The sequence below is a fragment of the Streptomyces sp. MS19 genome, assembly GCF_047200595.1.
GTDB lineage: Bacteria > Actinomycetota > Actinomycetes > Streptomycetales > Streptomycetaceae > Streptomyces.
This window is the reverse complement of record NZ_JBJZOH010000001.1, coordinates 352,288-376,225: the sequence shown is the minus strand read 5'-3', so window position 1 is coordinate 376,225 and position 23,938 is coordinate 352,288. Positions and strand designations below refer to the sequence as shown.

General features: G+C 74.8%; 23 protein-coding genes. 13 read left to right on the top strand and 10 right to left on the bottom strand.

What is annotated here, in order from left to right; genetic code table 11:
- Positions 1-61: 61 nt before the first annotated feature.
- Both ACL02R_RS01730 and ACL02R_RS01725 read left to right on the top strand, forming a co-directional pair.
- Positions 62-1,567 carry an MFS transporter gene (locus ACL02R_RS01730; RefSeq protein WP_412794996.1) on the top strand — a complete coding sequence of 502 codons (1,506 nt, stop codon included), beginning with the start codon at positions 62-64 and terminating at the stop codon, positions 1,565-1,567.
- 72 nt (positions 1,568-1,639) lie between these two features.
- Complete coding sequence (locus ACL02R_RS01725) at positions 1,640-2,896, top strand: sulfite oxidase (RefSeq protein WP_412794995.1); 1,257 nt, start codon at positions 1,640-1,642, stop codon at positions 2,894-2,896.
- Between the two features lie 18 nt (positions 2,897-2,914).
- Here ACL02R_RS01725 and ACL02R_RS01720 read toward each other — a convergent pair whose 3' ends face one another.
- The gene (locus ACL02R_RS01720; RefSeq protein ID WP_362967578.1) at positions 2,915-3,472 is read right to left on the bottom strand and encodes a dihydrofolate reductase family protein; all 558 of its coding nucleotides are present in this window, start codon (positions 3,470-3,472) and stop codon (positions 2,915-2,917) included.
- Positions 3,473-3,627: 155 nt separating this feature from the next.
- Positions 3,628-4,830 carry a cytochrome P450 gene (locus ACL02R_RS01715; protein ID WP_412794994.1) on the bottom strand — a complete coding sequence of 401 codons (1,203 nt, stop codon included), beginning with the start codon at positions 4,828-4,830 and terminating at the stop codon, positions 3,628-3,630.
- A gap of 315 nt (positions 4,831-5,145) precedes the next feature.
- Between ACL02R_RS01715 and ACL02R_RS01710 the strand changes: the two genes are divergently transcribed.
- Positions 5,146-6,549, top strand: a complete 1,404-nt coding sequence (locus tag ACL02R_RS01710) for a condensation domain-containing protein (protein ID WP_412794993.1) — start codon at positions 5,146-5,148, stop codon at positions 6,547-6,549.
- Between the two features lie 12 nt (positions 6,550-6,561).
- Here ACL02R_RS01710 and ACL02R_RS01705 read toward each other — a convergent pair whose 3' ends face one another.
- A complete protein-coding gene (locus ACL02R_RS01705) occupies positions 6,562-7,449 on the bottom strand; it encodes an NmrA family NAD(P)-binding protein (protein ID WP_412794992.1) in 888 nt (295 codons plus the stop codon).
- A 94-nt stretch (positions 7,450-7,543) separates the two neighbouring features.
- Here ACL02R_RS01705 and ACL02R_RS01700 point away from each other — a divergent pair, with 94 nt between their 5' ends.
- Both ACL02R_RS01700 and ACL02R_RS01695 read left to right on the top strand, forming a co-directional pair.
- On the top strand, positions 7,544-8,116 hold the full coding sequence (locus tag ACL02R_RS01700; protein WP_412794991.1) for a TetR/AcrR family transcriptional regulator: 573 nt from the start codon (positions 7,544-7,546) through the stop codon (positions 8,114-8,116).
- A gap of 293 nt (positions 8,117-8,409) precedes the next feature.
- Positions 8,410-8,964, top strand: coding sequence for a glycoside hydrolase family 25 protein (locus ACL02R_RS01695; protein WP_412794990.1), 555 nt, complete (start codon positions 8,410-8,412; stop codon positions 8,962-8,964).
- A gap of 423 nt (positions 8,965-9,387) precedes the next feature.
- Here ACL02R_RS01695 and ACL02R_RS01690 read toward each other — a convergent pair whose 3' ends face one another.
- The 4 genes from ACL02R_RS01690 to ACL02R_RS01675 all read right to left on the bottom strand — a co-directional run bounded on the left by ACL02R_RS01690 (position 9,388) and on the right by ACL02R_RS01675 (position 13,126).
- Entirely contained in the window at positions 9,388-9,927 is a 540-nt protein-coding gene (locus ACL02R_RS01690; protein ID WP_412794989.1) for a DinB family protein, read from the bottom strand.
- A gap of 116 nt (positions 9,928-10,043) precedes the next feature.
- Positions 10,044-11,636: a malate synthase A gene (gene aceB / locus ACL02R_RS01685; RefSeq protein WP_412794988.1), complete on the bottom strand. Its 1,593-nt coding sequence runs from the start codon at positions 11,634-11,636 to the stop codon at positions 10,044-10,046.
- A 50-nt stretch (positions 11,637-11,686) separates the two neighbouring features.
- Positions 11,687-12,265, bottom strand: coding sequence for a nucleotidyltransferase family protein (locus ACL02R_RS01680; RefSeq protein WP_412794987.1), 579 nt, complete (start codon positions 12,263-12,265; stop codon positions 11,687-11,689).
- Positions 12,266-12,340: 75 nt separating this feature from the next.
- Entirely contained in the window at positions 12,341-13,126 is a 786-nt protein-coding gene (locus ACL02R_RS01675) for an IclR family transcriptional regulator (protein WP_412794986.1), read from the bottom strand.
- A gap of 132 nt (positions 13,127-13,258) precedes the next feature.
- On the opposite strand from ACL02R_RS01675, the gene allB reads away from it, so the two are divergent.
- From allB to ACL02R_RS01650, 5 genes are all read left to right on the top strand, one after another.
- The gene (allB, locus tag ACL02R_RS01670) at positions 13,259-14,647 is read left to right on the top strand and encodes an allantoinase AllB (RefSeq protein WP_412794985.1); all 1,389 of its coding nucleotides are present in this window, start codon (positions 13,259-13,261) and stop codon (positions 14,645-14,647) included.
- Complete coding sequence (gene alc, locus ACL02R_RS01665) at positions 14,644-15,786, top strand: allantoicase (protein WP_412794984.1); 1,143 nt, start codon at positions 14,644-14,646, stop codon at positions 15,784-15,786. Before allB ends, alc begins: the two co-directional genes overlap by 4 nt.
- Positions 15,787-15,822: 36 nt before the next feature.
- Positions 15,823-15,963 carry a hypothetical protein gene (locus ACL02R_RS01660; protein WP_412794983.1) on the top strand — a complete coding sequence of 47 codons (141 nt, stop codon included), beginning with the start codon at positions 15,823-15,825 and terminating at the stop codon, positions 15,961-15,963.
- Positions 15,964-16,186: 223 nt separating this feature from the next.
- Complete coding sequence (locus tag ACL02R_RS01655; RefSeq protein ID WP_412795165.1) at positions 16,187-16,603, top strand: ribonuclease domain-containing protein; 417 nt, start codon at positions 16,187-16,189, stop codon at positions 16,601-16,603.
- A gap of 196 nt (positions 16,604-16,799) precedes the next feature.
- A complete protein-coding gene (locus ACL02R_RS01650; protein ID WP_412794982.1) occupies positions 16,800-17,987 on the top strand; it encodes a cytochrome P450 family protein in 1,188 nt (395 codons plus the stop codon).
- Between the two features lie 396 nt (positions 17,988-18,383).
- Here the strand turns inward: ACL02R_RS01650 and ACL02R_RS01645 are convergent, their stop codons facing one another.
- Positions 18,384-19,535 (bottom strand): amidase, encoded by a 1,152-nt coding sequence (locus tag ACL02R_RS01645; RefSeq protein ID WP_412794981.1) that lies wholly within the window; start codon positions 19,533-19,535, stop codon positions 18,384-18,386.
- Positions 19,536-19,585: 50 nt separating this feature from the next.
- Positions 19,586-20,626 carry a LacI family DNA-binding transcriptional regulator gene (locus ACL02R_RS01640; RefSeq protein ID WP_412794980.1) on the bottom strand — a complete coding sequence of 347 codons (1,041 nt, stop codon included), beginning with the start codon at positions 20,624-20,626 and terminating at the stop codon, positions 19,586-19,588.
- Between the two features lie 196 nt (positions 20,627-20,822).
- Here ACL02R_RS01640 and ACL02R_RS01635 point away from each other — a divergent pair, with 196 nt between their 5' ends.
- From ACL02R_RS01635 to ACL02R_RS01625, 3 genes are read left to right on the top strand one after another with little or no spacing between them, the layout of a single operon-like run.
- Positions 20,823-21,968: an ROK family glucokinase gene (locus ACL02R_RS01635; protein WP_412794979.1), complete on the top strand. Its 1,146-nt coding sequence runs from the start codon at positions 20,823-20,825 to the stop codon at positions 21,966-21,968.
- Positions 21,968-22,555: a hypothetical protein gene (locus tag ACL02R_RS01630; RefSeq protein WP_412794978.1), complete on the top strand. Its 588-nt coding sequence runs from the start codon at positions 21,968-21,970 to the stop codon at positions 22,553-22,555. Before ACL02R_RS01635 ends, ACL02R_RS01630 begins: the two co-directional genes overlap by 1 nt.
- A 33-nt stretch (positions 22,556-22,588) precedes the next feature.
- Positions 22,589-23,323, top strand: a complete 735-nt coding sequence (locus tag ACL02R_RS01625) for a tyrosine-protein phosphatase (protein WP_412794977.1) — start codon at positions 22,589-22,591, stop codon at positions 23,321-23,323.
- Here the strand turns inward: ACL02R_RS01625 and ACL02R_RS01620 are convergent.
- Complete coding sequence (locus ACL02R_RS01620) at positions 23,264-23,797, bottom strand: hypothetical protein (protein ID WP_412794976.1); 534 nt, start codon at positions 23,795-23,797, stop codon at positions 23,264-23,266. The two genes, ACL02R_RS01625 and ACL02R_RS01620, sit on opposite strands and share 60 nt — an antisense overlap.
- Between the last annotated feature and the right edge of the window lie 141 nt (positions 23,798-23,938).

Below are 23,938 nucleotides of genomic sequence, written 5' to 3'. Positions count from 1 at the left end.
CGACACGCCGCCGCGGGAAACGACGCACATGCGACGGTGTGACCGGGGCACAGAATGAGGCGTGTCCGACCATGAGAGAGCACCGCAGCAGGATTCTCCCGGCACCGGCACCGTCCGGACCACGGTCCCCGCCCGCCTGGACCGACTGCCCTGGTCGCGCTGGCACTGGCGCATCGTCATCGGTCTGGGGACCGTCTGGATTCTCGACGGCCTGGAAGTCACCCTCGTCGGCAACATGGCGGAGCGCCTGGCCGAGCCGGGCAGCGGCATCGCCATCACCGCCGCGCAGGTCACCGGCCTCGGGGCGGCCATATACGTCGCGGGGGCGTGCGTCGGGGCGCTCTTCTTCGGCTGGCTGACGGACCGTTTCGGCAGGCGGAAGCTGTTCCTGCTCACGCTGGCCGTCTACCTGGTGGCCACCGCGTTGACCGCCTTGTCGTGGACACCGTGGTTCTTCTTCCTGATGCGGTTCGTCACCGGCCTCGGCATCGGCGGCGAGTACGCGGCCATCAACTCGGCGATCGACGAGCTGATCCCCAGCAAGTACCGGGGCCGCATCGACATCGTCATCAACGGCAGCTTCTGGATCGGCGCCTTCGCGGGCGCGCTGCTGTCCATGGTCTTCCTGCGCACCGGGAACTTCCCGGTGGACATCGGCTGGCGTCTCGCGTTCGGCCTCGGCGTCGTCCTCGGCCTGGTCATCCTGCTGGTGCGCCGCCATGTGCCGGAGAGCCCCCGGTGGCTGTTCATCCACGGCCACGACGAGGAGGCCGAGACGGTCGTCGGCGAGGCCGAGGACGCCGCCCGCGCACGAGGGAGCGAACTGGCCCCGGCCGAGCACGCGATCAGCATCAGGCAGCGGCACTCCATCGGTTTCGTCACCATCGCGAGGACGGTGTTCAGCCGCTACCCGCGCCGCGCGTTCCTGGGCCTCGCGCTCTTCATCGGGCAGGCGTTCCTCTACAACGCGGTGACGTTCGGCTTCGCCACGATCCTGGTGACGTTCTACGACGTCCCGACCGCCGACACCGGCTGGCACTACGCCGTCATCGCGCTGGGCAACTTCTTCGGGCCCCTGCTGCTGAGCCACTTCTTCGACTCGGTCGGCCGCAAACCGATGATCGCGGGCACCTACATCCTCTCCGGGCTGCTGCTGTTCGGCACCGCCTGGCTCTTCCAGCAGGACGCCCTGTCGGCGAACACGCTCACCGCCTGCTGGACCGTCGCCCTCTTCTTCGCCTCGGCGGGCGCCTCCTCGGCCTACCTCACGGTCAGCGAGGTCTTCCCGATGGAGACGCGCGCGCTGGCCATCGCGTTCTTCTACGCGGTCGGCACGGCGGCGGGCGGCATCAGCGGCCCGCTGCTGTTCGCCTCGCTCACCGAGAGCGGCATCCGCTCCGAGACGACCCTCGCGTTCTGCATCGGCGCCGGGCTGATGGTCGCGGCGGGCCTCGTGGAGGTCTTCCTCGGCGTCAAGGCCGAACGCAGGGGCCTGGAGGACATCGCCACACCGCTCACCGCCGAGCAGGCGGACAGCGCGTCCGCCGGGAGCAGGACCCGCGACTGACGCGGTGAGATTTCACGGTCCGGCAACGCGCGGCAATGGTGCCCGCGGCGGTCCCGCGCCAGGATCGACCGCATGACGACCGACGAACGCGACTACGACCACCTCCGGATGCGCCAGTGGCTCGACGGCGCCGCGCGCGCCGACGGCATCTCCCGGCGCGGCATGCTGCGGCTCCTCACCGCGGCGGGGGTGATCGGCGCCGTGGGCGCGGGCGGCACCGGCACGGCCCACGCCGGCCCGACCGTGCCCGGCATCGTCAAGCCGCTGCCCGACGAGCACTTCATCGTGCGCGGCACCAACGCCGAGAGCCGCTGGTCCGGCCTGCGCGGCACCGGCTTCCACACGCCGAACGAGCTGTTCTTCGTCCGCAACCACACCACCACCCCCGAACTGGACGCCGAATCGTGGCGGCTGCGGGTGTGGGGGAGCGGACTGCGCGGCGACGGCGCCGAGTTCAGCCTGTGCGACCTGAAGTCCCTGCCGTCCACCACCCACACGGCGTTCGTCGAGTGCGCGGGCAACGGGCGCAGCTTCTACGCCACCCAGCAGGGCCAGACCGCCTCGGGGACCGCCTGGACCCTCGGTGCGGTGGGCGTCGCCCGCTGGCGCGGCGTCCGCCTCGCGCACGTCCTGCGCCGCGCGGGGCTGACCCGGCACGCCGTGGACGTCCAGCCGCGCGGCCTCGACGCCGAGGCCACCGCGTCCGACGGCACTCCGATGGGCCACGTACGCCGCCCGCTGCCGGTCGCCAAGGCGCTGGACGACGTCCTGCTCGTCCACGAGATGAACGGCCGCCCCCTGCCGCCCGACCACGGCGCGCCGGTCCGCGTCCTGGTGCCGTCCTGGGTGGGCATCGCCTCGGTCAAGTGGGTCGGCGACATCGAGGTCTCGGCCGAGCCGCTCTACTCGCCCTGGAACACCGACCTCTACCGGCTGTTCGGCCCCGGCTACCCCGAAGGCGGCAGCGCGCCGCTCACGCGGCAGACGCTGAAGAGCGCCTTCGAACTGCCGTGGGACGCCCCGTTCGCCGCCGGGCGCACCCACCACCTGACCGGGCGCTCCTGGTCGGGCGCGGGCACGATCCGCTCGGTCGAGGTCAGCACGGACGGCGGGCGGCGCTGGCACCACGCGCGGCTGCACGACGTGCCGCGCCGCGACAGCTGGGTGCGCTGGTCGCTGCCCTGGACCCCGCGCGCCGCCGGGGCGGCCACCCTGCTGGCCCGCGCCACGGACAGCACGGGCACGCGGCAGCCGGACACCACGCCGTTCAACGAACAGGGCTACCTCTTCAACGGCGTGGTGCGCCACCCGGTCCTGGTCACCGCCTGAACCGCCGGGCGGGGCACGTCAGGAGGCCGCCGGGGTGTAGGCGAGGTGCACCGCGCCGTTCTCGAAGGACTCGCTCGCCGCGAGCGTCAGCGGCGTCCGCGGCGAGCCCTCCGGGAACAGCCGCGGGCCGGTGCCGAGCGCGAGCGGGTAGACGATCAGGTGCAGCTCGTCCACCAGGCCGTCCGCCAGGAGGGCGCGCACCAGGGTGCCGCTGCCGCTGACGTAGATGCCCCCGTCCACGCTGTCCTTGAACCGCCGGATGGCCTCCGGGTCGTAGGCGCCGAGCACCTCCGAGTTCTTCCACTGCGCCGACGCGTCCTCCAGCGTGCCGGAGACGACGTACTTGGGCGTGTCGTTGAAGAACGGCGCGCCCTCGTCGTCCTCGGCCGTGCGGGTCGACCAGGCCGGGGCGAAGCCCTCGAACGTGGTGCGGCCGAGCAGGATGGCGGAGCACGAGGCGGTGACCCCGCCGAGGACCCGGCTCATCCCCTCGGTGAACCCGTAGTCCAGGGTCCACATCGGCGCGTCGATCACTCCGTCGAGGGTGATGAACTCGTGCACCTTGATCGATCCCATGACAGCTCCTCCGCTCCCCGCCCCGTCCGCGGCCTCCCCGCGCCCGCCGGCTTCACGGGTACAGACAGCCGTCCCCGCCGGAACTCATCGCCGGGACGGCGGATCTCTCGTGTGATCCAGGTCACATCTGCGCGACGGGCGGTCCGGCGCGGCCGTCACCAGGTGACGGGCAGTTCCACCAGGCCGTTGAGCAGGTGCCCGGTACGCCAGGACAGGCGCTCCTCGGGCACCGCGAGCGTCAGCCGGGGGAAACGCGACACCAGCGCCTCGGTCATCACCCGCAGTTCGAGCCGGGCGAGCTGCGCCCCGACGCAGTAGTGCGGCCCGTGCCCGAAGGCCAGATGCGGCGCGGCGTCGCGGTCGAGGTCGATCCGGTCCGGGTCGGGGAAGACCCCCGGGTCGTGGTTGGCCGCCGCGACCACCGGCACCACCGGCTCACCGGCCCGCACCAGCACGCCGCCCAGCTCGACGTCCTCCGTCGCGTACCGGGGGAACGAGAAGGCCGACAGCAGCGGCGTGTGCCGCAGCACCTCCTCGATGGCCGCCGGGATCAGGTCGGGACGCTCCACCAGCCGCGTGTACCGGCGCGGACCGGCCAGCAGCGCGTGGACCAGCACCGAGAGCTGGTCGGACGTGCTCAGGAAACCGGCGCTCAGCAGATCGGCGGCGACGGCGTACAGCTCGTCCTCCGAGATGCGCCCCTCCTCGTCGCAGGCCCGCACCATCGTGCCGATGATGTCGTCGGACGGCCCGGCACGCCGCCGCGCCACCATCTCCCGCAGGCAGGCGCTGAACTCCTCGAACTTGCGCGCCATCTCGTCGGGCCTCGGCTCATGGGACAGGATGAGGCGCGCCCAGTCCTCGAAGAGGCCGTGGTTCTCCTCCGGCACGCCCATCAGCGCGCAGAGCACCCCGGGCGGCACGGGCGCGGCGAGCAGGGCCACCAGATCGGCCGGCGGCCCGGCGGCCTCCATCCGGTCCAGGCACGCCGATGTCAGCTCCGCGATCCTGCCGCGGAGCATGTCCACGCGCCGCGGCGTGAAGTTGCGCCCGACCACCGAGCGCAGCCGCGAGTGCTCGGGCGGGTCGAGCGCGAACAGCCCGCTGACGGCCCTGGCGCCGCTGCGCATCCTGGGCTGCTCCCCGTCCCGCGGCGCGACGATGCTGAACCGGGCGTCGGACAGCACGGTCCTGACGTCCTGGTAGCCGGTCACGAGCCAGGCGTCGCCGCCGTGCGGCAGGCGCACGCGCGGCAGCGGGCCCCGGCGCAGGGCGGCGTACTCCGGGTTGAGCGCGGGGCCGCTGCTCACCGGGAACGGGCAGGCGGTCTGCTGGGGCGAGGGGGCGGTGGGGGGCATGGGCGTTCTCGGGCCTTTCGACACGGTGGTGACGGCCGGGACGGTCGTGACACGTCCGTCCCAGCGTGGCGGCACCGCGCCGGTGCGACGGCACTCCGCCGTGAAGATCACCCGATGGAACGAACGGGCGCACGCGCCGCCGCCCCCGCGGCCCGTCACCGCGCACCGGGCCGCTCGTTAGGCCGGATGAGTGGGCGCGTCCCGACCGCGGCATCCGGATGCCGGCCCACCCGGCAGCCCGCACCCGACAGCAGCCCGCGCCCGCCCGCCGCCCGCACCCGGCGGCAGCCGCAGGACGCGGCACGAAAGGCCGAAGTGCTTCAGATTCCCGTCGAAGACCTGGAGATCGCACCCGGGCACGCCCTGGAATGGAGGGTGGTCACCGCGACGCGCGGCGCCGCCGAGCCCGCGCGCCCCCGCCCGGCCGCCTCGTACATCCAGGAGGACCACTTCGCCGTCGCCCGCATCCTGGACCGCGAGAACGTGCCCTGCCCCTCGTCGGTCGGCGGCTCGTTCGAGATCCCGGGCCCGCTGGACCGCGCGGCGCTGGGCGCGGCGCTGCTGCACTTCCTGCGCCGCCACGAGGTGCTGCGCTGCGTCTTCTCCGCGTCCGGCGACGGGCTGGCGGTGGACGTCCTCGACCCGGAGGAGATCAAGCTGGAGCTGGTGGACGCCGGCACGTTCACCTCGGCGGCCGGTGTCCGCGCGTACGTGCACCGCTTCATGCAGGGCACGGACACCCTGCGCGGCCCCTGGTTCGTGATGGGCGCGGTGGAGCGCGAGGCGTCCACGACGGTGTTCTTCGCGTGCGACCACCTGGTGACCGACGGGGTCTCCACGGCGCTCGCCGTCGAGGACATCGCCACGGCGTACGACGCGCTCTCCCGCGGCCGCCGGGTCGAACTGCCGGAGACGGGCAGCTACCTCGACTTCGCCGCGCAGGACCGGGCGCGCGGCGGGTCGCTGCGCCCCGACGACGCGCGCCTCGACTACTGGCGGGGCTTCACCGAGCGGAACGGCGGCATATTCCCCCGGTTCCCGCTCGACCTCGGCGTCGACCCCCGCGCGCTCTACCCGGTGGTCAACGAGACGCACGCCCTGCTCACCGGCGCCGCGCCCGACGTCCTGGACGCCCGCTGCCGTGCCGCCGAGGTGAGTCTGTCCGCCGGAGTGCTGGCGGCGATGGCGGTGAGCCTGCACCGGGAGGGCGGCCCGGAGACGTACCGGGGCCTGCTGCCCGTCAGCCGCCGCAACCGGCGGATCTGGGCGCACAGCATGGGCTGGTACGTGAACACGCTGCCGGTCGAGTTCTCGGTGGCGGGCGCGGCGGGCACGGTGGACTTCGCGGGGACGGCCGCCACGGTCCGTTCGGCGCTGTCCGCGATGCTCCAGAGCGTCAACGTCCCCTTCGTCCGGCTGCCGGAACTGCTGACGCCGGACCGGCCGCGCTCCCGCAGCTGGCCGTTCGCCGTCAACTTCTTCTCGTTCATGGACTTCCGGCGGACCCCCGGCGCGGCGCTGCACACGGCGCGCCGGGCGCACGGCCACATCTGGGCGGAGCGCAGCAACGGCGTCTTCCTCTGGTTCCACCGCAACGACGCGGGACTGTACGTGAACACCGCCTACGCCGACACCCCGCAGGCCCGCCGCACGATGGCGGGACTCGTGCGCACGCTGCGGCTGACCGTGGAGAACGTCGTCCGCGACGGGACGCTGTGACGCGCCGCCCCGTCAGCGCGTGAACAGCGCCAGGACGCGTGCCGCGCCGCCACGCGCGAGCCAGGTGGGCAGGTCCGTCAGGCCCGGGTGGACCCTGCGCAGCGCGGGGATGTCGGCCTGCCACTGGCCGGTCCTGCGGCTCAGCAGGTCCGCCGCCGTCTCCGGCGGGAGGCCGGTCCCCTCCGGCGTGACCTGCCGGTAGGTGAGGGGGCGGCCGATGGCGCGGCCGATCAGCTCGGCCGCGGCGGGCGAGGTCATCTCGTCGCCCGCCAGTTCGAGTGCCTGTCCCGCCCAGGTCTCCGGGTCGGCGAACGCGAGGGCGGCGAACGCGCCGATGTCGTCGGTCGCGATGAGCTGCACCGGGGCCTCGGGGTGGAAGAGGTGGACGAGTTCGTCGCCGGTGATGCCGCCGAACGGCAGGCCGGGGATGGTGTGGTTCTCCATGAAGCGCACCGGCCGCAGCACGGTGGCGGGCACCCCCGTCGCGGCCAGGTGCTGTTCGACGCGCCACTTGCTCGCCCAGTACGGGAAGCCGCTGTCGCGGTCGGCGCCGCCGACGGAGGCGAACACGACATGGGCCGCCCCCGCCGCGACGGCGGCGTCCACGATGCGTGTGCCGCGCGCCGTCTCGCGCTCCGGGTCGCGGTCGTCGGGCGTGACGGCGAAGACGCCGTGGACACCCTCGGCCGCCGCGGCGAGCGCGTCCTCGTCGTCCAGGTCCCCGGTGCGCAGGTCGGCTCCTGCGGCGGCCAGGGCGCGGGCCGCGGGCGCGGCCGGGTCGCGGACGAGGGCGCGGACGGTCCAGCCGCCGCGCAGGAGGTGGGCGGCGGTGGCGCCGCCCTGGCGGCCGGTGGCGCCGGTGACGAGGACGGTACGGCGGGAAGGTGCGGCGTCGCTCATGGCGGACCTCGCTGTCGTGGCTGGGAGTGGCTAAGATGAGGCTGTCCCGAGAAAAATAATGAGACTGTCTCGAATAAGCAAGGTGGGAGTCCGCATGGTGATCGCCGAGCAGCCGCGCCCGCGCCGGATGCGTGCCGACGCGCGCCGTAACTACGAGCGTCTCCTCGCCGCCGCCGACGCCGCGTTCGCCGCGCAGGGCACCGACGCGTCGCTTGAGGAGATCGCGCGGGCCGCGGGCGTCGCCAACGGCACCCTGTACGGGCACTTCCCGACCCGTCAGGCGCTGCTCGAAGCGCTGCTCCGCGACCGGATGGGCGCGCTCGCCGGACGGGCCGGCGAACTCGCCGACGCGCCCTCGCCGTCGGAGGGCCTGCGTGACTGGGTGTATGCGGCGGTGGAGCACACGATGCGCTACCGGGGGCTGTCCACCGCCTGTCTGCGGGCGCTGGAGGACGAGACGTCCGAGCTGTACGCGGCGTGCCGTGGCGTCCTCGGCGCCGCGGACCGGCTGGTGGCGCGCGCGAGGGCGTCCGGTGAGGTCAGGGCGGACCTGACGGCTCGTGACGTGTTCACGTTGGTCGGCGCCGTCGCGTGGGCCGGGAGCGAGGCGACGCGCGAGCAGGCCGACCGCCTCCTCGGCATCGCGCTCGACGGCCTCCGGGGCTGACGGCCGGTGCTCGTGACGGCCCGGAATCGGCCTGAATATCGGCGACTCGGCGCGCCACGGGCCGCCGGGCCTGATGGTTCGGCGTCCGACCCGAGGTGCGCGTGGGGTCCCGCCGGGGCGTTCCCCCGCCCGGCGGGGCGTGTCCTGACGTCCTGCCGCGTCCGCCGGGCCCACGGGCCACGGCCCGCCGCCGTGGCCGGAACTCGACGTCCGGAGCCCGGTGGGAGGTGTCCAAATCACCCATTTGCGTACCATAAGTATGCGAGAGGCTACGGTAAGTGGAGGAACCCCCCATGCTCCATGGTGTCGATGTATCTGCCCACAACACGTCCTTCAGCACGGACGGCCTGGACTTCGTCGTCGTGAAGGCGACGGAGGGGCGGTCCTACGTCAGTCCCGAACAGCGGAAACAGGCCGACAAGGCGCGCGACGCGGGCTGCGTCGTCGGCTTCTACCACTTCCTGTGGCCAGGACACATCGCGTCCCAGGCCGAGTACTTCGTGGACCACTGCGCCGCCGAGGACGGCGACCTCCTCGCCGTCGACTGGGAGACCACGCCCCAGGGCACCTACGCCGGCAACGCCGACAAGGACGACTTCCTCGCCGAGGTGAAGCGGCTGCGGCCCCATCACCGGGTGCTTCTCTACTGCAATCGCGACTTCTGGCTGAACCGTGACAGCACGTCAGAAGCCGGCGACGGACTGTGGATTGCCGATTACCGCACGGCGGGTGAGCCACGTATCCAGGCGAAGTGGCGTATTCACCAGTACACGAGCGACCCGCTGGACAAGAATGTCGCCGACTTCTCCAGCCGTAAGGCGCTGAAGGACTGGGCGGGTTCCGCCTGAACAGCGTATTCACCCGGCGCCTTGCTGCCTGCTCCGGCGGCGGAATCCGACGCCGGAGCAGGCCGGGGCGGAACGTGCCCGTACGGCTGGGGAGTTGCCGCGTCCCGTGAATTCACAGGACAGAGCACGTTCCGTATTCAGGGGGACACCGTTCGCCCGGCCGTGGCCGGTGCGGTAACGGTGGACACACCCTAACCTCTGCCATGTATGCGGCGGCAACATCTTGAGGCTTTTTTGAGAAATCACGGCCCGCCCTGGTTTAGGGGATGGCGTTTCTCTTTTTCGGAAACGCGAGAGAACGCCCCACGCGTGCCGCGTCCGGCGCGCGTTCTTCGTCCGGCGGCACGAAATCCGGCGGCGGCGCGGGGCGGTGGGCCAGGCGGCACGCACCTCTCCGCCCGGTATATCGGTTGACCGCCGAGCTCAGGGGGTCGCGGACCGCCGCGCGTACAGGTCGCGGACGAACGCCATCTCCGCGCCGTGGTGGATCAGTTCGCGGTTCATCCACCAGGCGATGTCGAGGACCGGCAGCGTCGGGTCGAGCCCCCCGGGGTAGCCGCAACGGCCCACGACGTCCAGCTCGCCGTCCGCGAGCCCGGCCAGCGCCGCCCGCCACCGCGCCCAGCCGTCGCGGACGAACGCGAGGCCGGCCCCGGCCGTCGCCGGGTAGCTCACGTCGTCGGGCCCCATCGCGTGGCTGCCCACCGTGTGGTCGGCGCGCAGCACGGCCATCTCGCCCAGGTGCCCGGCGAGTAGGGCGATCGTGCGGGTCCTCGGCGCGTCGTCGGGCGGCGGCGCGGGGCGCAGCCGGCCCGCCGCGTCCGGCGCGACGGTGGCGGCGTCCGGCTCGGGCAGCCACCGGTACTCGGCGTCGCCGAGGCCCCGCATGCGGGCGAGCAGCAGGTCGAGGGACGTGTCGAGCTGGGCGAGCAGCGGCGCGAGCCGTGGGGACGGCGTGGTCATGCGGACCTCCTGGGGGGCGAGCGGTCCGCGAACGGTACGACGTCCAGCCCCGGCCGCGTGCGGCCGGGGCTGGACGGGGGTGTGCCGGTCGGGCGCGGTGCCGGTCGAGAGCTGTCTCAGTCGAGAAGCTCGTAGGCGGGCAGCGTCAGGAAGTCGACGTACTCCTCGTCCAGCGCGATGCGCAGCAGCAGTTCGAAGGCGCGCTCCCAGCCGCCGCCGACGAACGCGTCCTCGCCGACCTCGTCCCGCATCTGCACCATCTGGTCGGCGGCGACCTGCCGCACGTACTCGCGGGTGACCTTCTCGCCGTTGTCGAGCGTCACGCCCGCGTCGATCCACTGCCAGATCTGCGAGCGTGAGATCTCCGCCGTGGCGACGTCCTCCATCAGGTGGAACACGGCGACGGCGCCCCGGCCCGCCAGCCACGACTGGAGGTAACGCGTCCCGACCTGGATCGCGTTGCACAGCCCGTCGCAGGTCGGCGAGGCGTCGAGGGAGCCGATGTCGAGCAGTTCTGCGGCGGTGACCCGGACGTCGTCGCGCAGCCTGTCCTTCTGGTGCGGCCGGTCGCCCAGCACGGCGTCGAACGACGCGCGCGCCACCTCCACCAGGCCCGGGTGCGCGACCCAGGAGCCGTCGAAGCCGTCGCGCGCCTCGCGGTCCTTGTCCGCCCGCACCTTCTCGAACGCCTGCGCGTTCACCTTCGGGTCCTTCGACGGGATGAACGCCGCCATGCCGCCGATCGCGTGCGCGCCGCGCCGGTGGCAGGTGGCGACGAGCAGTTCGGTGTACGCGCGCATGAACGGGGCGGTCATCGTGATGCAGTTGCGGTCCGGCAGGACGTAACCGGGCCCGGCGTCACGGAAGTTCTTGATGATCGAGAACAGGTAGTCCCAGCGCCCGGCGTTCAGCCCCGAGGCGTGGTCGCGCAGTTCGTAGAGGATCTCGTCCATCTCGAACGCGGCGGTGATCGTCTCGATGAGCACGGTCGCCCGCACCGTGCCGAAGGGGATGCCCAACTCGGCCTGCGCGAAGGTGAACACCTCGTTCCACAGCCGCGCCTCCAGGTGCGACTCCAGCTTCGGCAGGTAGAAGTACGGGCCCCTGCCCGACGCGGCCAGCTGCCGCGCGTTGTGGAAGAAGTAGAGGCCGAAGTCCACCAGCGCGCCGGGGATCGGGCGCCCGTCCACGGTCAGGTGGCGCTCGTCCAGGTGCCAGCCGCGCGGGCGGGTCACGACGGTGGCCAGCTCGTCGTCGGGCTTCAGCGCGTAGTGCTTGCCGCGTTCGTCGGTGAAGTCGATGCGGCGGGCGAAGGCGTCGGAGAGGTTGGCCTGGCCGCCGATGACGTTCTCCCAGGTGGGGGAGGAGGCGTCCTCGAAGTCGGCGAGCCAGACGCGGGCGCCGGAGTTCAGCGCGTTCACCGTCATCTTGCGGTCGGTCGGGCCCGTGATCTCGACGCGGCGGTCCTGGAGCGCGGGCGGCGCGGGGGCGACGCGCCACTCGCCGTCGCGCACGCGGGCGGCCGGGAGGAAGTCGAGGGCGCCGGTGCGCGCGATCTCCGCGCGCCGCTTCCCCCGCAGCTCCAGCAGCTCGTCACGGCGCGGGGTGAACCTGCGGTGCAGCTCGGCGAGGAAGTCCAGGGCGTCCTCGGTGAGGACGTCGTCCTGCCGTGGCAGCTTCCTCGGTGCTTCGACGGTGACGGCTGACATGGGTCGGTCACTCCTTCGGGGCAGACGCTGAATGGATGTTAGTTTCCTCATCATGGAAGATCAATGAGGTCTCCTGGCTCGTCGATGTCGTCGGGCGCGGCGATGTCGCCGCACTCCACGCGGACGACCGCCGCCTCGCGCGCCGCGAGGTAGGCGCGCGCGCCCCGGTCGCCCCGGGCGGACCGGGCCACGCCCGCGAAGTGCGCGGCGCCGATCAGTACCGGATGCCCGCGCTGCCCGCCGTAAGCCGCCGCGGCGAGGGTGTGTTCCGACCGGTGGGCCGCCAGCACCCGTGCCATCGCGGCGGCGCCGACCCGCGGCTGGTCCACCAGCGTCACGAGCGCGGCGGTCGTGCCCGGCGGCAGCGACGCGAGCCCGGCCCGCAGCGAGGAGCCCATGCCCTCGGCCCAGCGGGGGTTGGGGACGAGGACGCAGCCCGGCAGGTCGGCGCGTCCGGCCACCTCGGCGGCGGCCGCGCCGGTGACCACGTGGACGGGGGCGCATCCCGCGGCGCGCAGCGCGTCGGCCGCGCGCTCCACGAACAGGCGGCCGTCCAGGGACAGCAGCGCCTTCGGACGGCCGCCGAGCCGCCGCCCGCCGCCCGCGGCGAGCAGCAGGCCGGCGATCACGGCCGCGTCCCGTTCCCGTGCCCGTTTCCCTTGCCGGTCATGCCGCCAGCGTAGGCGCGGGAGCGTGCGCGCGGGTCAGCCGCGCCGGGGCGCGCCCGCCAGCGCGGTGGCCAGGTCCAGGGCGACCTCGCGCAGCAGCGGCGCCATCCGCGCGGTCGCCTCGTCCGTCACGCGCCCGGCCGGGCCCGAGACGGAGATCGCGGCCGGGGTGGGCGAGCCGGGCACCGTGACGGCGACGCAGCGGACCCCTATCTCCTGCTCGTTGTCGTCCAGCGCGAAGCCGTCCGCGCGGACGGCGCGCAGGGCGTCGAGGAACGCGTCGGGCGTCGTTATCGTCCGGTCCGTCGCGGCCGGCATGCCGGTGCGGGCGAGCAGCGCGCGCACCTCGTCGTCGGGCAGCCCGGCGAGCAGCGCCTTGCCGACGCCGGTGGTGTGCGGCCGCACACGGCGGCCCACCTCGGTGAACATCCGCATCGAGTGCCGCGACGGCACCTGCGCCACATAGACCACGTCGTCGCCGTCGAGCAGCGCCATGTTCGCCGTCTCGCCCGTCTCGTCCACCAGCCGGGTCAGGTGGGGGCGCGCCCAGGTGGCCAGGGGGCGCGCGGCGCTCTCGCCGAGGCGGATGAGGCGCGGACCGAGCGCGTACCTCCGGTTGGGCTGCTGCCTGACGTAGCCGCAGGCGACCAGGGTGCGCATGAGGCGGTGGATCGTCGGCAGCGGCAGTCCGCTGCTCGCGGCGAGTTCGCTCAGCCCCGTCTCGCCACCGGCGTCGGCCATGTGCTCCAGGAGGGCGAAGGCGCGTTCCAGTGATTGCACCCCGCCACTGGCGGAGGACCTGCGCACGTCGGTGGGCGGCACGTCGCGTTACCTCATTCGGTAGGAGCGGACGTGGCGCAGCCTACCCGCCCTTGACGAGGCGCCCCCGCCCCCGGAGGATCGCTTCGACAAACCGTTGACCACCGGCGCGCGCCCGTGGTGAAGGGAGACCCGGTGCCCCGTCCCGGAGGACCCGCCGGCGCCGCCGCGCCCGCCGCCAGCCCGCCCGACCTGGTGCTCCGCTCGCGACGGGTCGTCACCCCCGGCGGCGTACGGGCGGCCTGCGTCGCCGTCACCGGCGGCCGGATCGACGCCGTGCTCCCGCACGACACGCCGCCCCCGCCGGGCACCCGCTTCGTGGACTACGGCGACGCGGCGGTCCTGCCCGGCCTGGTGGACACCCACGTGCACATCAACGACCCGGGCCGTACCGCGTGGGAGGGCTTCGCGACGGCGACGCGCGCGGCCGCGGCCGGGGGCGTCACGACCGTCGTGGACATGCCGCTGAACAGCGTCCCGCCCACCACCACCCCCGCGCACCTCGACGTGAAGCGCCGCGCCGCGCGCGCCCGGGTCCACACCGACGTCGGCTTCTGGGGCGGCGCCGTGCCGGACAACACGGCCGAGCTGCGGGCCCTGCACGACGCGGGGGTCTTCGGCTTCAAGTGCTTCCTGTCGCCGTCCGGCGTCGAGGAGTTCCCCGAGCTGTCGCCGGACGACCTCGCCCGCGTGATGGCGGAGACCGCCGCGTTCGGCGGGCTGCTGATCGTCCATGCCGAGGACCCCGCCCGGCTCGCCGAGGCGCCCGCCCCGGACGGCAGCCGCCGGTACGCCGACTTCCTCGCCTCACGCCCCGATGCCGCCGAGTACGACGCGATCGCCCGCCTCGTCGAACTGGCCGCCGGGCTCGGCGCCCGCGTCCACGTCCTCCACCTCTCCTCCGCCCGCGCCCTGCCGCTGCTGGCCGCCGCGCGGGCGTCCGGCGTACGCGTCACGGCCGAGACCTGCCCCCACTTCCTGACCCTCACCGCCGAGGAAGTCCCGGACGGCGCCACCGAGTTCAAGTGCTGCCCGCCCATCAGGGACGCCGCCAACCAGGACGCGCTGTGGGCCGGGCTCGCGGACGGCACGATCGACTGCGTCGTCTCCGACCACTCGCCGTGCACCGCCGACCTGAAGGTCCCCGACTTCGGCGCCGCCTGGGGCGGCATCGCGTCGCTCCAGCTCGGCCTGCCCGCCGTCTGGACGGCGGCGCGCGCCCGCGGCCACGGCCTGGCCGACGTCGCCCGCTGGATGGCGGCGGCACCCGCGGCGCTCGCCGGGCTCGACGGCCGCAAGGGCGCCGTCGCGCCCGGCCACGACGCCGACTTCGCCGTGCTCGAACCGGACGAGCGGTTCACCGTGGACCCGGCGGCGCTCCACCACCGCAACCCGGTCACCGCCTACGCGGGCCTGACCCTGTCCGGCGTGGTCGCCGCCACCTGGCTGCGCGGCCGGCTCGTCGCCGAACGCGGCCGGGTCACCGGACCCGTCGGCGACCTGATCGGAAGGACGACCCGATGAGCGGCGACGCCCACCCCCACGCCGCCCCCGGGGGCATCGGCGGCTTCACCGGCCAGGCGGACCCGTACCGGGGCGGCGACCCGTACGCCGACTACCGCGCGCCCGACCCGGCGGACCTCCCGTTCACCGCGCTGCCCGACCTCGCCGACCGCCGACTCGGCGGCTCGGTGGTGGCCGCGAGCGACGAGTTCTTCGCCGAACGCGAGAACCTCCTCCTGCCGCACCCCGCCCGCTTCGACCCGCTCGCGTTCGGCCACAAGGGCAAGGTCATGGACGGCTGGGAGACGCGCCGCCGCCGCGGCACCGGCCCCGGCACCCCGCTGCCCGCCTCCGGCGACCACGACTGGGCCCTGATCCGGCTCGGCGTGCCGGGCGTCGTCCGCGGACTCGTCGTGGACACCGCCCACTTCCGGGGCAACCACCCGGCCGCCGTCCGCGTCGAGGCGTCGGCGGACCCGGACGACCCGGGCGGCTGGACCGAGCTGCTGCCCCGTACGCCGGTCGGCGGGCACGCGGCCAACGCGTTCGCCGTCACGGCCGCCCCGCGCCGCGTCACGCACCTGCGGCTCAGCCAGTTCCCCGACGGCGGGGTCGCGCGGCTGCGCGCGTACGGCGAGGCGGTGCCCGACCCGGCGTGGCTCGCGGCGCTCGGCACGTTCGACCTCGCCGCGCTCGAACACGGCGGGCTCGCCGAGGACGCCTCCGACCGCTTCTACTCGCCGCCCGTCCACACCACCCACCCGGGCCGCGCCCGCGCCATGGACGAGGGCTGGGAGACGCGCCGCCGCCGCGAGCCGGGCAACGACTGGCTCGCCTACCGCCTCGCCGCGCAGGGCGTCGTCCGCGCCGTCGAGATCGACACGGGCACCTACAAGGGGAACGCGCCCGGCTGGGCGTCCCTTTCGGTCCGCGACGCGGAGGGGCCTGAACCGGACGTCTGGCACGAGATCCTCCCGCCGACCGCGCTGCTCCCCGACTGCCTGCACCGGCTCACGCTCCCCGCCCCCGCGCCCCCGGCGACCCACGCGCGCCTGGACGTGCTCCCCGACGGCGGCATCGCCCGGCTGCGGCTCCACGGCACCCCGACCGCCGCCGGGATGGCGCGGCTGACGGAGCGTCACGCAGCGCTGACCACCTGAGGGTGATCCCCGGACTGCGCGACCGGTGAAGCGGCCATGCGCGAGGCAAGGCGACGACCCGTTCGAGCGCTGGGCCTGGGACCGGGCCTCGACTTCCTGGAGCGGACGTTCCCGGAGGGCGACTTCTCCGGGCTGCGGGCCAGATGGAACGTCCTGCTGCGCGCCCGCGGCGCATAGCGGTCGCGTACGCTGCCCACGCCCGGCGGCGCGGGCGGCGTCCCCACGGCCACGCGGAGCCCGGCGCCGCGCAAACCTCCGGGGCGGGGCGATCCGTGACGGGTCGCGCGGTGGCCGTGGGGGGAAGCGGTGGAGGCCGCCGCGCGGTGTGAACGGTGCGGGGACATCCGCGGCGCACCGTTGACGGGCCGGGCGCTACGCGCGTCATCCTTGTGTCATGGGCATGAACTCCCGTGCGGGACGCGCACGGATCGGCGCCCTGGGCGCCCTGCTCTCGACCGTCCTGCTCACCGGCCAGGCCACGGCGACGGCCGCACCCCCGCCCCCGCCCGTCCCCGCCGTCGCGGCGGCCGACTTCGGCGACATCTGCTGGTCCGACCTCCCCTCCCAGGCCCACGACACCCTCGACCTCATCGCGCGCGGCGGCCCGTTCCCGTACCCCCAGGACGGCGGCACCTTCCACAACCGCGAAGGGCTGCTCCCCGCCCAGCCCACCGGCTACTACGCCGAGTACACCGTCGAGACGCCCGGCAGCAGCACCCGCGGCGCCCGGCGCATCGTCACCGGCGAGGCGTACGAGGAGGACTACTACACGGCGGACCACTACGCGTCGTTCGACCTCGTCGACCACGGCTGCTGACCCCCCCCGCCGCTTCCTGCCCCGTCCCCCCACAGGCGCCGGGACCGTTCCCCCACACGGTCCCGGCGCCGCCCGTCTCCCAGCCCCGGAGTGGAGGGGAGAATGGCCGGAATGCCGCTGTTGACCCGCATGCGACCCCCCGCCCTAGCATGAGCCCGGTTCCGCTCCCGTACCGAGGACAGACGAAGGGGTGGGGATGACCACCGAGACCGTCACCGATCTGGGCGCGCTGGGCGAGCGGTTCGACCGCGACCCGTACCCGTTCCTCGCGGCGCTGCGCGAGCGCGGCCCCGTGCACCGGGTGCGCACGCCCGAGGGCTACGAGGTGTGGCTCGTCGTCGGCTACGACGAGGCGCGCGCCGCCCTCACGGACGCGCGGCTGAGCAAGGTCTACCCGCCGCCGGCACCGGGGGGCCCGCCCTTCGAGGTGTCGCCCGCGCCCCACATGCTGGTCTTCGACCCGCCGGACCACACACGGCTGCGGCGCCTGGTCGTCCGCGAGTTCACGCCCCGGCGGATCGCCGGGATGGCCGGGCGCGTCCAGGAGATCACCGACGGGCTGCTCGACCGGATGCTCGCCGCGCCGGGACGCCGCGCCGACCTGGTGGACGGCCTGTCGTTCCCGTTGCCGATCACCGTCATCTGCGAGCTGCTCGGCGTGCCCTTCTTCGACCAGGACACGTTCCGGGCCTGGACCGTGCGCCTCTTCAGCCTCCGGCCGCTGGAGGAACGGGAGGCGGTGCGCGGCGAGATGACCGCGTACATCGAGTCGCTCCTCGCCGCCAAGCGCGCACGGCCGGGCGACGACCTGATGAGCGCCCTCCTGCACACCGCCGACGAGGACGGCGACCGCCTCTCCGGGCCCGAACTCACCGGCATGGCCTGGCTGCTGCTGATCGCGGGGCACGAGACGACCGTCAACCTCATCAGCAACGGCGTCCTCGCCCTCCTGCGCCACCCCGACCAGCTCGCCGCCCTGCGCGCCGACCCGTCCCTCGTCGACAACGCGGTGGAGGAAATGCTGCGCTACGACGCGCCCGTCTCGACCGGCACCATGCGCTTCGCCGCCGAGCCGTTCGACATCGCGGGCACGCGGGTGGAGCGGGGCGACGCCGTGCTCGCGTGCATCGCCGACGCCGACCGCGACCCGGCGCGCTTCCCCGGCGGTGACCGCTTCGACGTGCGCCGCGAGACGGGCGGGCACCTCGCGTTCGGGCACGGCATCCACTACTGCCTCGGGGCGCCGCTGGCCCGTCTTGAGGCCAGGACGGCGATCCGGGCCCTGCTGGAACGCGCGCCGGACCTCGCGCTCGACGCCGAGCCGGGCGGCTGGCGCCCGGGAACGCTGTTCCACGGCCCGCTGAACCTGCCCGTGCGCTGGTGACGGCGGACCGGCCAGGCGGAGACGGGCGGCGGGGCCGGCGTTGCCCAGTCTCCTGGCCGGCGGACCGAGAACCTCCCCTCCGCGCGGGGCGGGTCGGCTGCTCGGGCGTGACGTCCTTCCCGAAGGGCGTGCTGCTCGACACCCGTGAACGCGACCGGAAGCTCGGCGTCCGGAAGGCGCCCGGCATGCCCGGCAGACCGTCACGGCGGGCGCCTCCTCCGCGGCCGTGACCGCGCCTGCCCTGCTCGGCCGTCGATGTCTGCCGCGCGGCCGGGAGGCACGGGCCCGGGACGGCCACGCGGAGGCGGGTGCACGGGACGGCCGGGACGCCGCGCACCTCCCCCGCCCGTGGGGACGGGGGCCGGGCACCCCTGGCAACCGGCCGCGGCCGTGGCCTCAGACCGGCCCGGGTGCGCCCAGTGCCGCCGCCGTGGCGAGCAGCAGGGCCTCCTCGCCGTGGCGCGCGACGAGGTGCAGCCCCACCGGCTCGCCCGCCACCGTCGTCCCGGCCGGGACGCTCAGCGCCGGGTGGCCGCTGAGGTTGAACGCCCAAGTCAGCGCCGTGGTCATCCGCTCGCCAGGACCGTCGTGGCCGTGCGGCGGGTGCGGCGTCGTGGGGGTGGCCAGCAGGTCGGCGTCGGCGAACACCGCCGCGAGCCGAGCGTCGTTCACCGCCCGCGCCGCCGTCGCCGCCGCGCCGTCCGGGCCGCGCAGCGCCCGCCAGGCCGCCTCCGGGTCGGTCAGCCGCACCGGCGGCCGGTCCACCGGCACGAGCCCCGCCCCCGCCACCAGCCGCCCCAGCGCGTCCCGCGCCACCCGTGCCACCTCGGGCTCCGTCCGCGCGTACCCGAGCGTCGCCGACCACACGACGCGCGGCGGTCGCACGGGCGGCGCCACGGCGTCCGGATCGTGGCCCGTCACCACGCGCAGCCAGGCCGCCGCGTCCGCCGGGTCGCGGACGAGCGGCCCGCCGACGTTCAGCCCGGCGCGGTCGCGCGGCGGCAGCCGCCCGTTCGTCGGCTTCAGCCCGAGGACCCCGCACCAGGCGGCCGGTATCCGCACCGACCCGGCGCCGTCGCTGCCGGTCGCCAGCGGCACCATGCCCGTCGCCACTGCCACCGCCGAGCCCGCCGACGAGCCGCCCGGGGCGCGGTCCGGCAGCCACGGGTTGCGCGTCGGGCCGCGGTCGGTCACGCCCCACGTCTGGTACGTCCGCCCCGCCGGGACCGACCCCGCCGCCACCGGCACACAGCCCGCCGCCAGAAGCCGCGCGCTCTGGTACGACGCGCGCCCCTCCGTCGCCTTCACCACCACCGGCACCCCCGCCAGCGGCAGCCGCGCCCCGCCGCGCACCGCGCGGTCCACCGCCCGCGCCCTGCGGCGCGCCCGCGCCGCCCAGACGGCGGCGCACGCCCGTACCGCCCCGTCGCGGGCGGCGATCACCCGCAGCGCCGCGTCCGCCACCTCCACGGCGGACAGCTCGCGCCCGCCCACCCCCACCGCGATGGCCCGCGCGGTCAGGGACACGTACGCGTCGTGGTCCAGCAAGAGGGGACAGCCTTCCGGTACAGGAGGGGGGAACGGGCGGGCGGGCGCGGTCACCGCACGGGCTGCACCGCCGCCGGCGCGCGTCCCGTCGAGCCGCGCAGCCGCAGCTCGGGGCGTGACGTCTCCTGCTCCCCGCCCGCCACGGCCCCCGCCGCCACCTCCCGCAGCCGCCGCGCCGCCTGGGCGCCGTACGCGAGGATGTCCCGGCTCAGCGCGGACAGCGGCGGACCGACCAGTTCGCACAGCGCCGAGTCGTCCCACGCCACCACCGACAGGTCCGCCGGGACGCGCAGTCCGAGCGCCTGGGCGGCGGTGAGCCCGGAGACGGCCATCACGTCGTTGTCGTACAGGATCGCGGTCGGCCGCTCGCCCGGCGGCGGCGCGAGCAGGGCGCGGGTGGCGGCGGCGCCGCTCTCGCCGCTGTAGTCGGCCTCCAGCGTCAGCCCGGCGCAGCCGAGCCGCAGCGCCGCGCGGTCGAACGCGGCGGTCCGCACCGCCGTGTGCCGCAGGTGGGCGGGCCCGGAGACGCGCCCGATCCGCCGGTGCCCCAGCTCCGCGAGGTGCCGCACCACCGTGTCCACGGCCGCCGCGTCGTCGCTCCACACGGCGGGCAGCGTGCCGGTGCCGAGCGGCCCGCCGATGACGACGGCGGGCATGCCGAGCCGTTCCAGCAGCGGCACCCGCGCGTCGTCCACGCGCAGGTCCATCAGGAACACCCCGTCCACCGTCCGCCGCGCCCACCAGCCGCGGTGCAGCTCCATCTCGGCCTGCTGGTCCTGCGCCATCGTCAGCAGCAACGGCGTGGTGTCGCGCGCCAGTTCGCCCTGGATGCCGGAGAGCAGCTGCATGAAGAACGGTTCGAGGCCGAGCGTGTGCGCCGGCCGGTCCACGACCAGGCCGAACGCCCCGGCCCGCCCGTCCGACAGCGCGCGCGCCGCGCTGCTCGGCTGCCAGCCCAGCTCGTCCGCGATGGCGAGGACGCGCCGCCGCGTCGGCTCGGAGACGCCGGGCCGCCCGTTGAGCGCGAACGAGACGGCTGCCTTCGTCACCCCGGCCCTGCGGGCGATGTCCTGCATGGTCGGACGCCTCACACCACACCCCTCCGTCGCCCGGCTCCCCGCCGGCGGTCCGTCGCATCATGGTCCAGGAACACCCGCCCGCGCCATGGACGCGCGGCCCCGGCCCGCCGGGATTCCGGCGCCACGACGCGGGCCACGACGCGGGCTGCGCCGTGTCAGCGGGTGGGCAGCGGCCCGAGCCGCCCGGGGGTAGGGCAGAATCGAGCCGATGAGTACCTACCGTGAGCGAGTCAACCGCCGGACGGTCCGTGCGACGGTGCGCGGCGCGGCCGCCACCCGCGAGCGCCGCTCACACCTGTCCGCCCCACGGGTGCCGACCGTGGGCATCGACATCGGCGGTACGAAGGTGATGGCCGGTGTCGTCGATCCCGAGGGCAACGTCCTCGAACGCGTCCGCACCGAGACGCCGGACAAGTCCAAGAGCCCCAAGGTCGTCGAGGACACCATCGCCGAACTGGTCCTCGACCTGTCCGACCGGCACGACGTGCACGCCGTCGGCATCGGCGCGGCCGGCTGGGTGGACACCGACCGCTCCACCGTCCTGTTCGCGCCGCACCTGGCCTGGCGCAACGAGCCGCTGCGCGACGCGCTCGCCGCCCGCCTCGCCGTGCCGATCATGGTGGACAACGACGCGAACACCGCCGTGTGGGGCGAGTGGCGCTTCGGCGCGGGCCGGGGCGCGGACCACCTCGTGATGATCACCCTCGGCACCGGGATCGGCGGCGCCATACTGGAGGGCGGCAAGGTCAAGCGGGGCGCGTACGGGGTGGCGGGCGAGTTCGGCCACATGCAGGTCGTGCCCGGCGGGCACCGCTGCCCGTGCGGCAACCGCGGCTGCTGGGAGCAGTACAGCTCGGGCAACGCGCTCGTCCGCGAGGCCCGCGAGCTGGCCGCCGCCGACTCGCCCGTGGCGCACCACATCCTGGACCGCGTCGGCGGCCGCATCGGCGACATCACCGGCCCCCTCATCAGCGAACTGGCGCGCGGCGGCGACGCGATGTGCGTCGAGCTGCTGGAGGACGTCGGCCGCTGGCTGGGCGTCGGCATCGCCAACCTCGCCGCCGCGCTCGACCCGGCGCGCTTCGTCATCGGCGGCGGCGTCAGCGAGGCCGACGACCTGCTGATCGGACCGGCCAGGGAGGCGTTCCGCCGCCAGCTCACCGGGCGCGGCTACCGGCCGGAGGCCACCATCGTCCGCGCCGAACTCGGCACCGACGCCGGGATGGTCGGCGCCGCCGACCTCGCGCGCCTGGTCGCCCGCCGCTTCCGCCGCGCCAACCGGCGCCGCGCCGAGCGCGTCCACCGGACCACGTTCGACCTGCGCCTGCCACCCCGGGGACGGACCAGCCGCTGATGACCGCCACCACGACGCCGCCGCCCTCGCCGAACCCGCCGTCCCCGGCCGCGCCCGCCCAGCGCCCGCCGCACCGCCCGCGCCACCGCTGGCTGGCGGCGGTCGTCGTGGCCCTGCTGATCGCGGTCCCCGCCGGCTACCTCGCCCTGTCCGCCTACCAGAGCCGGGACAGCGGCGAGGACAAGGCGCGGACCGCGTCGGCCCGCGCGCTGATCTACGAGTGGCCGAGCAAGGTCCAGCGCCGCATCTACGATGTCCCGATCCCCAACGGCGCGGCGTACGTGGGCTGGTACGAGACGAACTCCTGGGACCGCAGCACGTTCTACACCGAATTCCGCTGCTCGCCCGATCAGTTGAGCAGCTTCCTGCACGAACTGGGCGCGGAGCCCGCCGATCTGGCGCCGGGTTCGTCCCCCGTCAGCGACGAGGAGGCCGACACGGTCGGCTGGTCCTTCGACGACCCGGCGCGGTCCTACGCGGGGCTGACGGTCCAGCAGTCCCCCGAGGAGCCGGCGGTCTCGGTCGTCGTGGACGTCACCCGCGAGGAGCGGCCACGCGTCTACGTGGTGTCCGAGGCCGACGTCTGAACCCCGTCCGCGCGGCTGTGCTTCCCTGAGGGGATGGAACGGCATCTCGACTGGGACGGCTGCTTCAACGCCCGTGACCTCGGCGGCCTTCCGCTGACCGGCGGCGGAACGACCCGTCACCGCGCGGTCGTCCGCGCCGAGTCCCCCGAACGCCTCACGCCCGCCGGATGGGACGCCCTGGCCGCGTACGGCGTCCGCACGCTCGTGGACCTCCGCGAGGACGGCGAGGCGGGCGCCGGATACCCCGTCCCGGCCGGGCGGGGGATCGCGTACGTCCGCGTGCCGCTGGACGACACGGCCGACACCGCGTTCTGGCAGCGCTGCCACGCCCGCGGCTGGAGTCCCGCGACGCCGCTGTACTACCGGGCGTTCATGGCGGAGAAGGCGGCGCGCTGCGCGGCCGCGCTGGCGGCCGTCGCGCGGGCCGCGCCCGGCGGGGTCCTCGTCCACTGCGCCGCGGGCCGGGACCGCACGGGGCTCGTCGCCCTGGCGCTGCTCGCCCTCGCCGGGGCGACGGCGGACGCCATCGTCGCCGACTACGACCTCAGCGCCTCCCGTCTCACCGGCTTCTACGCCGCCCTCGGGCGGCACGGCGAGGAGGCGCTGATCCAGGAGACCCTGGCGGCGGCGGGCACGACGGCGTCCGCCGAGGTCCGTGCCCTGCTGACGGAGACGGACATTCCGGCCGTCCTGCACGCGGCGGGCCTGTCACCCGCCGACGCCACCACCCTGCGCGCCCGCCTGACCGCCCCCGTTCCCGCACCCTGACCCGGCCGCCACGCGCCGCAGCCTCGTCCAGCCGGACCAGCCGCGTTCCGCCAGCAGCCCGGCCAGCCGCCTGGCGGGCGGTACGGCGTCGAACGCCAGCGTGTCCATCTGCGCGACGAGGGCGGGCCCGACGTCCGCGTCGTCGAGGTCGTCCAGGTACGCGTCGCCCCGCTCGTCGGCCATCCGCGTGAGCGAGGCGGCCAGGCCGTCGGCCAGCGGCACCCAGCCGTCGCGTTCGACCCGGACGATCCGCTCGTCCACGCCGAGCGCCCGCAACCGGCCGAGGTACGCGGCCACTCCGGGCGGCAGCGCCAGCCCGTCACCCGGGGCGAGGAGCGCGATCCGCCCACGGTGCCGCCGCCGTTCCCGGATCTCCGCCCGCAGCCGCGCGTCGATCTCACCGGACACGTCATCGAGGACTGCGGCCACATCATCCTGCTGCACCGCCCGCGCGCCCTGCTCACGCTGCTGCATCCGTTCCTGGCCGGTGAAGACGTGAGAGCAGCGTGACCGGGTCGGGGGCCGACTTCCGCTGCACACCTGGCCCTGTCCGCATACGGCGTGACCGTCGCTCACCGCTGGACGGTGACGATGATCCCCGCGTTCGTCGCGGCG